The organism is Oscillibacter sp. PC13 (assembly GCF_900115635.1).
Classification (GTDB): Bacteria; Bacillota; Clostridia; order Oscillospirales; family Oscillospiraceae; genus Oscillibacter.
On record NZ_FOXE01000034.1, the window covers coordinates 1 to 6,197 of the forward strand.

Below are 6,197 nucleotides of genomic sequence, written 5' to 3' on the forward strand. Positions count from 1 at the left end.
GAACTGTCCCACAAATGCCGGCGCCACGCACGCGATTACCTTTTCTCCACGCTTCATCGCGTTGATCACCTGGAAAATCTGGCTCTTGTCCGCGATGGCCGCGAACGGGCAGTTCACCAGGCACATGCCGCAGGACACGCATTTGTCATAGTTGATTTTTGCCCGCCCCAGCTCGTCCGATTCTATCGCGTCCATTCCGCACGCTGCCGCACAGGGCCGCTCGATCTTACTGATGGCATGATAGGGGCACTGGTTGAAGCACTTGCCGCACTTGATGCACTTGTCCTGGTCAATGTGGCAGTGGGTCTCCTTATCCACATAAATGGCGTCCTTCGGGCACACATTCATGCAGGGGTGAGAGATGCAGCCCTGGCAGCTGTCCGTAATCCGGATCTGCTTCGGCGGGCAGGCATTGCACGCAAAGGGGATGATATTTACCAGCGGCTCTTTAAAAAACTTGTCATCTGAATCCACAAGCTCCTGAATATGCGTACTGAGCAAAGGCCGCTCTGTAGCCGGCTGCAGGTCCATGCCCAGGGCCAGGCAAAACCGCGCTTGGTCGATGGCCCGCTCCAAAAAAATATCATGCCTAAATTTTGCCACTTCGGTGGGGGTCAATTTATAGTGAATGGTATCTATGTTGTTGTAGTCTCCGCCCTCATACGCAAGACGCGCCACTTCCGTAAATATTGTCCGGCGGATGTCGTCTACCGCGCTGTGGACTCCTCGCATGATTGTCTTCCTCCGCTCTTTGGTACGGATCATCCATCATACGGAAAACTTTGTTCCGTTCTCTGTGTTAGATAAAATGATTCCGCTATTTCATCTATCCGTCAGGCATTGACAGCCGTCATTGCCATGGTTACCAATTTTAATGGGGAGTCCATGGTTTTATGCCATCTTTCCCCCCAGATCTGCTCTTTACCGATCACTTTACCGATCAGTAGGTCTCCGTCAGCACCACGAATCAGCAGGTGCGGGAGACATCCACCTATCATAATATATCATACGGCATTTGACAGTTCCCCCTTAAAGCTATCCGGATCCGCTCTTCTCACCAGGCATGGTTTCTATTTTTTAAAAAGCCATGCCATTTCCTAGAGCGCTTCCACCTTAAGGGGAAACTGTCAAGTATGTTTTACTCGGGCTTTACCACATAGTTCACTTTACTGCGGTCACCGGTCAGGTAGTTCGTCACATTTTCAGCAGAACGTCTCCGCAGTTCCACCATGTCATCCTCAGAGTAGAAGGCAGCATGGGGGGTAAAGATTACATTTTCCTCCTGGAAGATTCTGGTGCTAAAGTCAGCAGGCTCAGAGTCCACGACATCCAAACCGGCAAACCGCACTCTGCCGTCCTCCAGGGCATCGCACAGCGCGTCATAGTCGACCGTGCCGCCGCGGGAGGTGTTGACAAATACAGGACTCCTCTTCAGACCTTCAAAGAACTTCCTGTCAACCATTTTTACGGTGCTGGGCATCAGGGGCACATGGCTCAGAATCACATCCGCCTCAGCGGCCAGTTCTTCCATAGACACCATCTTGATGCCAAACTGATCGGCGACTTCTTTCGGCAGATAAGGGTCATACCCCACAAGATTCATGCCGAAGCCCTTGGCCATGACGGCAACCTTCTGGGGAATCCGGCCGCAGCCGATCATGCCAAGCGTTGTGCCGTGAATTCGATACAGCTTAGGGGCCTGTGCAAAGTCCCAAATCTTCTGATGGACCTTGTTGTCATAGCCTACGATGTTGCGCAGGCAAGCCAGAATCAGCGCCATGGCATGCTCTGCAACTTCATAGAAGCAATAATCAGGCACATTGGCAACAGCAATGCCCAACTCTTTTGCTGCAGCAAGATCAATGTTATCCACACCCATGGCCGTGTTGGAGATAATCTTCAGATTGGGCAACTGCTCCAACACACGGCGGGTATAGGGGCCATACTCGGACATGCAGGCATCTGCGTCCTTGCAGATCTCAAGAATGTCTTCCTCTGAGCGAACCTGAGCACAGACAACCTCCGCATCTGCGGGCAGATGCGCTTTTTCGATGTCATAGGCGTTCCAGCTGCAATCTGAAATTACGATTTTCATATATCCAGCTCTCCTTGAAACAGAATTCCTGCCCCATACAGGCCAGGTTTTGAATCTTTGGTGAAAATGCCAATTCTGCTAAATTGCCGTGTCCAACGCCGCCCCCACAGCTGTGCCACTCACCAGTCGCGGCACAGCGTCGGGACGTGATCGTCTGTGAAGTATCACAGATAAACGGTATTCAAAGAATCGGCGCTCTTCCCTTTTGATCGAATCCACGGGGGTTCTTTAGCCCCGTACATATGTACGATCAGCTGTTCAGGTCATAGCCCTTGCGCAAAGCCTCCAGATTGATAGGGATCAGCTTGGGCTTCTTCTCAAAGGATTTTTCCACTTCTGCGGCGATGGCATCATAGGGAACCATCGGCAGCAGCTTTGCAACATAGCCCAGGGCCACCACGTTTGCCGTTTTGGGGTTACCCAGATCCTGAGCAATCTCATTAAAGGGAACCTTCTTCACAGACGCGCATTTGCTGGTGGGCTCCGTGTCAACCATGGAGCTGTTGATAATCAGCGTACCATTGGGATCGACAATATCCTGATAGTCCTTCAGAGAGCGCTCGTCCATGATCAGCATGACATTCGCCTCGGAAATGATGGGGCTCTCCATGCCGTCGGAAATCACGATGTTGCACATGGTACGGCCACCGCGCTTTTCCTGGCCGTAGAAAGGAACGAATGTTACATTATAGCCGGACTTAATCGCAGCATCGCACAGAGCCTCACCAACCGTGATCACGCCCTGGCCGCCAATGCCGGAGAGCAGCAGTTCCTGTTTCATAATTTATGCATCCTCCTTTTCAACATCTTTAATCACGCCCAGAGGATACTCCTGAATGGCCTGCTCCTCGATCCAGTCCAGTGCCTTAACGGGAGACAACTTCCAGCCCGTGGGGCAGGGAGACAGAATTTCGATAAAGCTCATGCCCTTGCCCCCCAACTGGAGCTCAAAGGACTTTTTCAGTGCCCGCTTGCAGGCGGCAATGTGGGCGGGGGAGTTCACGGTCACGCGCTCACTGTAAATAACGCCGGGCAGATTCGCCAGCAGCTCCGCCATTTTAACAGGGAAGCCACAAGTGTCAGCCTTACGACCATAGGGAGCGGTGGAAGCCACCTGATCCATCAGCGTCGTGGGAGCCACCTGGCCGCCGGTCATGCCATAAATGGCGTTGTTGATAAAAATGACGCTGAACTTCTCGCCACGGATGGCAGCATGCATAATCTCAGCCATACCCTCAGATGCCAGATCGCCGTCGCCTTGATAAACCATAACGAACTTGCTGGGGTCGGCTCTCTTGATGCCGGTGGCAGCTGCGGGAGCACGGCCGTGCAATGCCATATAAGCATCCATCTTGTAGTAACGGTCGGACAGGCAGGAGCATCCAATCGGCCAAACCAGAATGCCGTTGTCCTGCAGGCCCATCTCATCAATCAGTTCAGCGATCAGCTTGCCAACAATGCCATGGCCGCAGCCGCCGCAATAGGTGGTAACTGCATCGGTGAAAACTTCAGGTCTTTTATAAATCGTCTTCACGTAACTCACCTCAAATCTTCTTAATCTGCTCGAGGATCACCTTCGGGCTGGGCGTAGTGCCACCGAGCTTACCAAAGAAGCTGACATCCCGCTTGTTCTCCACAGCCAGTTTCACATCTTCCACCATCTGGCCGGCACTCAGCTCACACACCAGGAACTTTTTGCCGGTAATACCCTCAAAGGCCTTTTCGGGGAAGGGCCACAGGGATATGGGCCGAATCATGCCGACCTTCAGCCCCTCTTCGCGGGCCATCTTCATAGCACTCTCGCAGACACGGGCCATGGATCCGTAAGCCACCAGGATAATATCGGCGTCATCCATGTTATAGGTCTCATAGCGAACCTCATTGTCCTTAATCCGCTTGAACTTTTCCTGCAGTTTCAGATTAAACTGCTCCCACTGAACAGGGCCGTCGCCGCAGGTAACAACCTTGTGGGGCTCCTTGTCCTTGCCGCAGCCGCGCAGTGCGTTGTACTTATCTGCGGGAGCGGGTTCATCCACATAACCGGGCAGTTCCACTGCCTCGCGCATCTTCGCCAGCGTTGCATCGCTCAGCAGGATGACGGGGTTGTGATACTTCTCCGCCAATTCAAAGCTCTCCTGCATCAGGTCGCACAGCTCCTGCACAGAATAGGGGGCCAGCACCAGATTGTTATAATCTCCGTGTCCGCCGCCTTTGACAGCCTGGAAATAATCGCCCTGAGCCGCCAGAATATCAGCATCGCCGGGACCGGGACGCATAACTTCCACAATGACGCCAGGGATATCACCAGCAGCCATGTAGCTCATAGCCTCCTGGCCAAGACTGAAGCCCGGGCCAGAGGTTGCGGTCATGGCGCGATGGCCGGTTGCTGCGGCACCCGCCACCATGTTAAATGCGGAAACCTCTGTCTCTGCCTGAATGAAGGTAATATGCTCTTCAGGACGCTCTCTCATTGCTTTTGCATAGTATTCAGGTACTTCGCTGGAAGGAGTAATGGGGTACCCGAAATACAACTTGCAGCCAGCGCGAATGGCGGATTCTGCCATGGCCTGGTTGCCCTGCATAAATACTTTTTCTCCCATGGTTTCCCTCCTTACTCTTCCTTAAACACAGAAATTGCCGTATCGGGGCACACTCTTGCGCAAGTAGCACATGCGATGCAGCCTTCCCCGACTACGGGCGGATAGTAGCCCCTCTTATTGACCTTCGTGCCCTTTGAAAGGACACCCTTCGGGCAAAACTTGATGCAGTAACCGCACTCTTTGCAGCGGTCAAAATCAATTTTTACAATATTCATTTTCTACTCCTGCTCCGTCCACTCCAAATTATGAGTTATTGTGAGTTGAATTTTACTGAGCAAACTTGGGGTCCTGCGGGCCGCGCTGGCAGTCCTCAGGAATTACAAGAACGCCAATTGCCTTGCCGCACAGGATGGGAGGATTGCATACCAAGGCGGCAGATTGCTGCAGATTCAGCAGATGCGGCTCGCCCTGAACGCCGTCCAGGAAATTGCTCTTCAGCTTGAAGTCATCGGGCATCGTGATGACCTTCCAGGCTTCAAAATGTACTTCGTAGGAAGTCTTGCCCTTCCTCTCAATCCAGCCGTGGTACTCCATGAAATCGCCGACATACACGGGGGCAAGGAAATCAACTTCCTTATAACTTCTGAACAGGCTCAGATCGCCGTCCATCCGAACCAGTAGTTCTGTGGCCACATCGCCGAAGAAGTCCAACATACGAGTGCCGTTGACCAGATTCCCGACATAGTGCCCATCCGCTCCGGTCATCATGAGTTTGTGAACTACCTTTTCACCGATCATCGTTTCTTTCTCTCCCTTCTTTATTTTTTTGGCAGAAGCCCCTCTGCGATATGGTGATTATATCACCGCCCTTTTTGTGTGTCAATATTCAGAATGCTTTTCTTTTATTTAGAATTTATGGCGTATTTTTTGTGCTTATTTACAAAAGTGTTTTTCTCCTCCAACAGAAGCAGTAGAAAAACCTCATTCTTTTTTCTAAACTTTTTTGCTAATCCAATAAATATAGATGATTTATAATCATTTTATATGACAGATATGATACATACAAAAAACTTTCCCTTTATTTTTTAAACCAGTTGACATTCACATGCAAACGCATTATAATTCTTAATGAAAAAAATTGATTCTAATATTAAGAATTTATGCTTAGGCCATCAAAATATTTTTTATTTAATTTTGTTTTATAGTGCGGTTTTCGCACTGTAAATATAAGTAAAGAAACTGTTGTAACAACGCTTTCTCTACATAAATACAAGGAGGAAAATAACATGATTGGCGAAAAGGTAACATTGAGAGTACGGATGTCCGCTGGCGAGGCGCACTATGCCGGCGACCTGGTAAACGGCTCCCACATTCTGGACTTCTGGGGCGATGTGGGCACGGAGCTGGCCATCCGGCTGTTCGGCGACGAGAGCCTGTTTTTGGGCTATGAGAACGTCCGCTTCACGGCTCCCGTCTACGCCGGCGACTTCATGGAGTACACCGGCTGGATTGAAAAGGTGGGCAACACCTCTCTGACCTGCAAGTTTGAGGCATACAAGTAC

At 51.1% G+C, this 6,197-nt stretch carries 8 protein-coding genes; 1 reads left to right on the top strand and 7 read right to left on the bottom strand.

Translation table 11 applies throughout. The features are described from left to right. The 7 genes from BMZ81_RS13700 to BMZ81_RS13730 all read right to left on the bottom strand — a co-directional run. Positions 1 to 732, bottom strand: a 732-nt coding sequence (locus BMZ81_RS13700; RefSeq protein ID WP_143072793.1) for a 4Fe-4S binding protein, incomplete at its 3' end; no start/stop codon positions are given. 406 nt (positions 733 to 1,138) lie between these two features. Beyond that, a complete protein-coding gene (locus tag BMZ81_RS13705) occupies positions 1,139 to 2,095 on the bottom strand; it encodes a C-terminal binding protein (protein WP_091133067.1) in 957 nt (318 codons plus the stop codon). 250 nt (positions 2,096 to 2,345) lie between these two features. Then, complete coding sequence (locus BMZ81_RS13710; RefSeq protein ID WP_091133069.1) at positions 2,346 to 2,876, bottom strand: 2-oxoacid:acceptor oxidoreductase family protein; 531 nt, start codon at positions 2,874 to 2,876, stop codon at positions 2,346 to 2,348. A 3-nt stretch (positions 2,877 to 2,879) separates the two neighbouring features. Next, positions 2,880 to 3,629 (bottom strand): thiamine pyrophosphate-dependent enzyme, encoded by a 750-nt coding sequence (locus BMZ81_RS13715; protein WP_091133079.1) that lies wholly within the window; start codon positions 3,627 to 3,629, stop codon positions 2,880 to 2,882. Between the two features lie 10 nt (positions 3,630 to 3,639). Next, on the bottom strand, positions 3,640 to 4,695 hold the full coding sequence (vorB, locus tag BMZ81_RS13720; RefSeq protein WP_091133071.1) for a 3-methyl-2-oxobutanoate dehydrogenase subunit VorB: 1,056 nt from the start codon (positions 4,693 to 4,695) through the stop codon (positions 3,640 to 3,642). Between the two features lie 11 nt (positions 4,696 to 4,706). Next, positions 4,707 to 4,910, bottom strand: coding sequence for a 4Fe-4S dicluster domain-containing protein (locus BMZ81_RS13725; protein ID WP_091133074.1), 204 nt, complete (start codon positions 4,908 to 4,910; stop codon positions 4,707 to 4,709). 52 nt (positions 4,911 to 4,962) lie between these two features. Continuing rightward, on the bottom strand, positions 4,963 to 5,433 hold the full coding sequence (locus BMZ81_RS13730) for a hotdog fold domain-containing protein (protein ID WP_091133077.1): 471 nt from the start codon (positions 5,431 to 5,433) through the stop codon (positions 4,963 to 4,965). Positions 5,434 to 5,921: 488 nt separating this feature from the next. Between BMZ81_RS13730 and BMZ81_RS13735 the strand changes: the two genes are divergently transcribed. After that, positions 5,922 to 6,197, top strand: a 276-nt coding sequence (locus BMZ81_RS13735; RefSeq protein WP_242942658.1) for a hotdog fold domain-containing protein, incomplete at its 3' end; no start/stop codon positions are given.

Excerpts from the sequence above, each read along its gene's own strand:
- BMZ81_RS13705 (WP_091133067.1), bottom strand. The coding sequence starts at position 2,095 with ATGAAAATCGTAATTTCAGATTGCAGCTGGAACGCCTATGACATCGAA.
- BMZ81_RS13710 (WP_091133069.1), bottom strand. The coding sequence starts at position 2,876 with ATGAAACAGGAACTGCTGCTCTCCGGCATTGGCGGCCAGGGCGTGATC.
- vorB (WP_091133071.1), bottom strand. The coding sequence starts at position 4,695 with ATGGGAGAAAAAGTATTTATGCAGGGCAACCAGGCCATGGCAGAATCC.
- BMZ81_RS13725 (WP_091133074.1), bottom strand. The coding sequence starts at position 4,910 with ATGAATATTGTAAAAATTGATTTTGACCGCTGCAAAGAGTGCGGTTAC.
- BMZ81_RS13730 (WP_091133077.1), bottom strand. The coding sequence starts at position 5,433 with ATGATCGGTGAAAAGGTAGTTCACAAACTCATGATGACCGGAGCGGAT.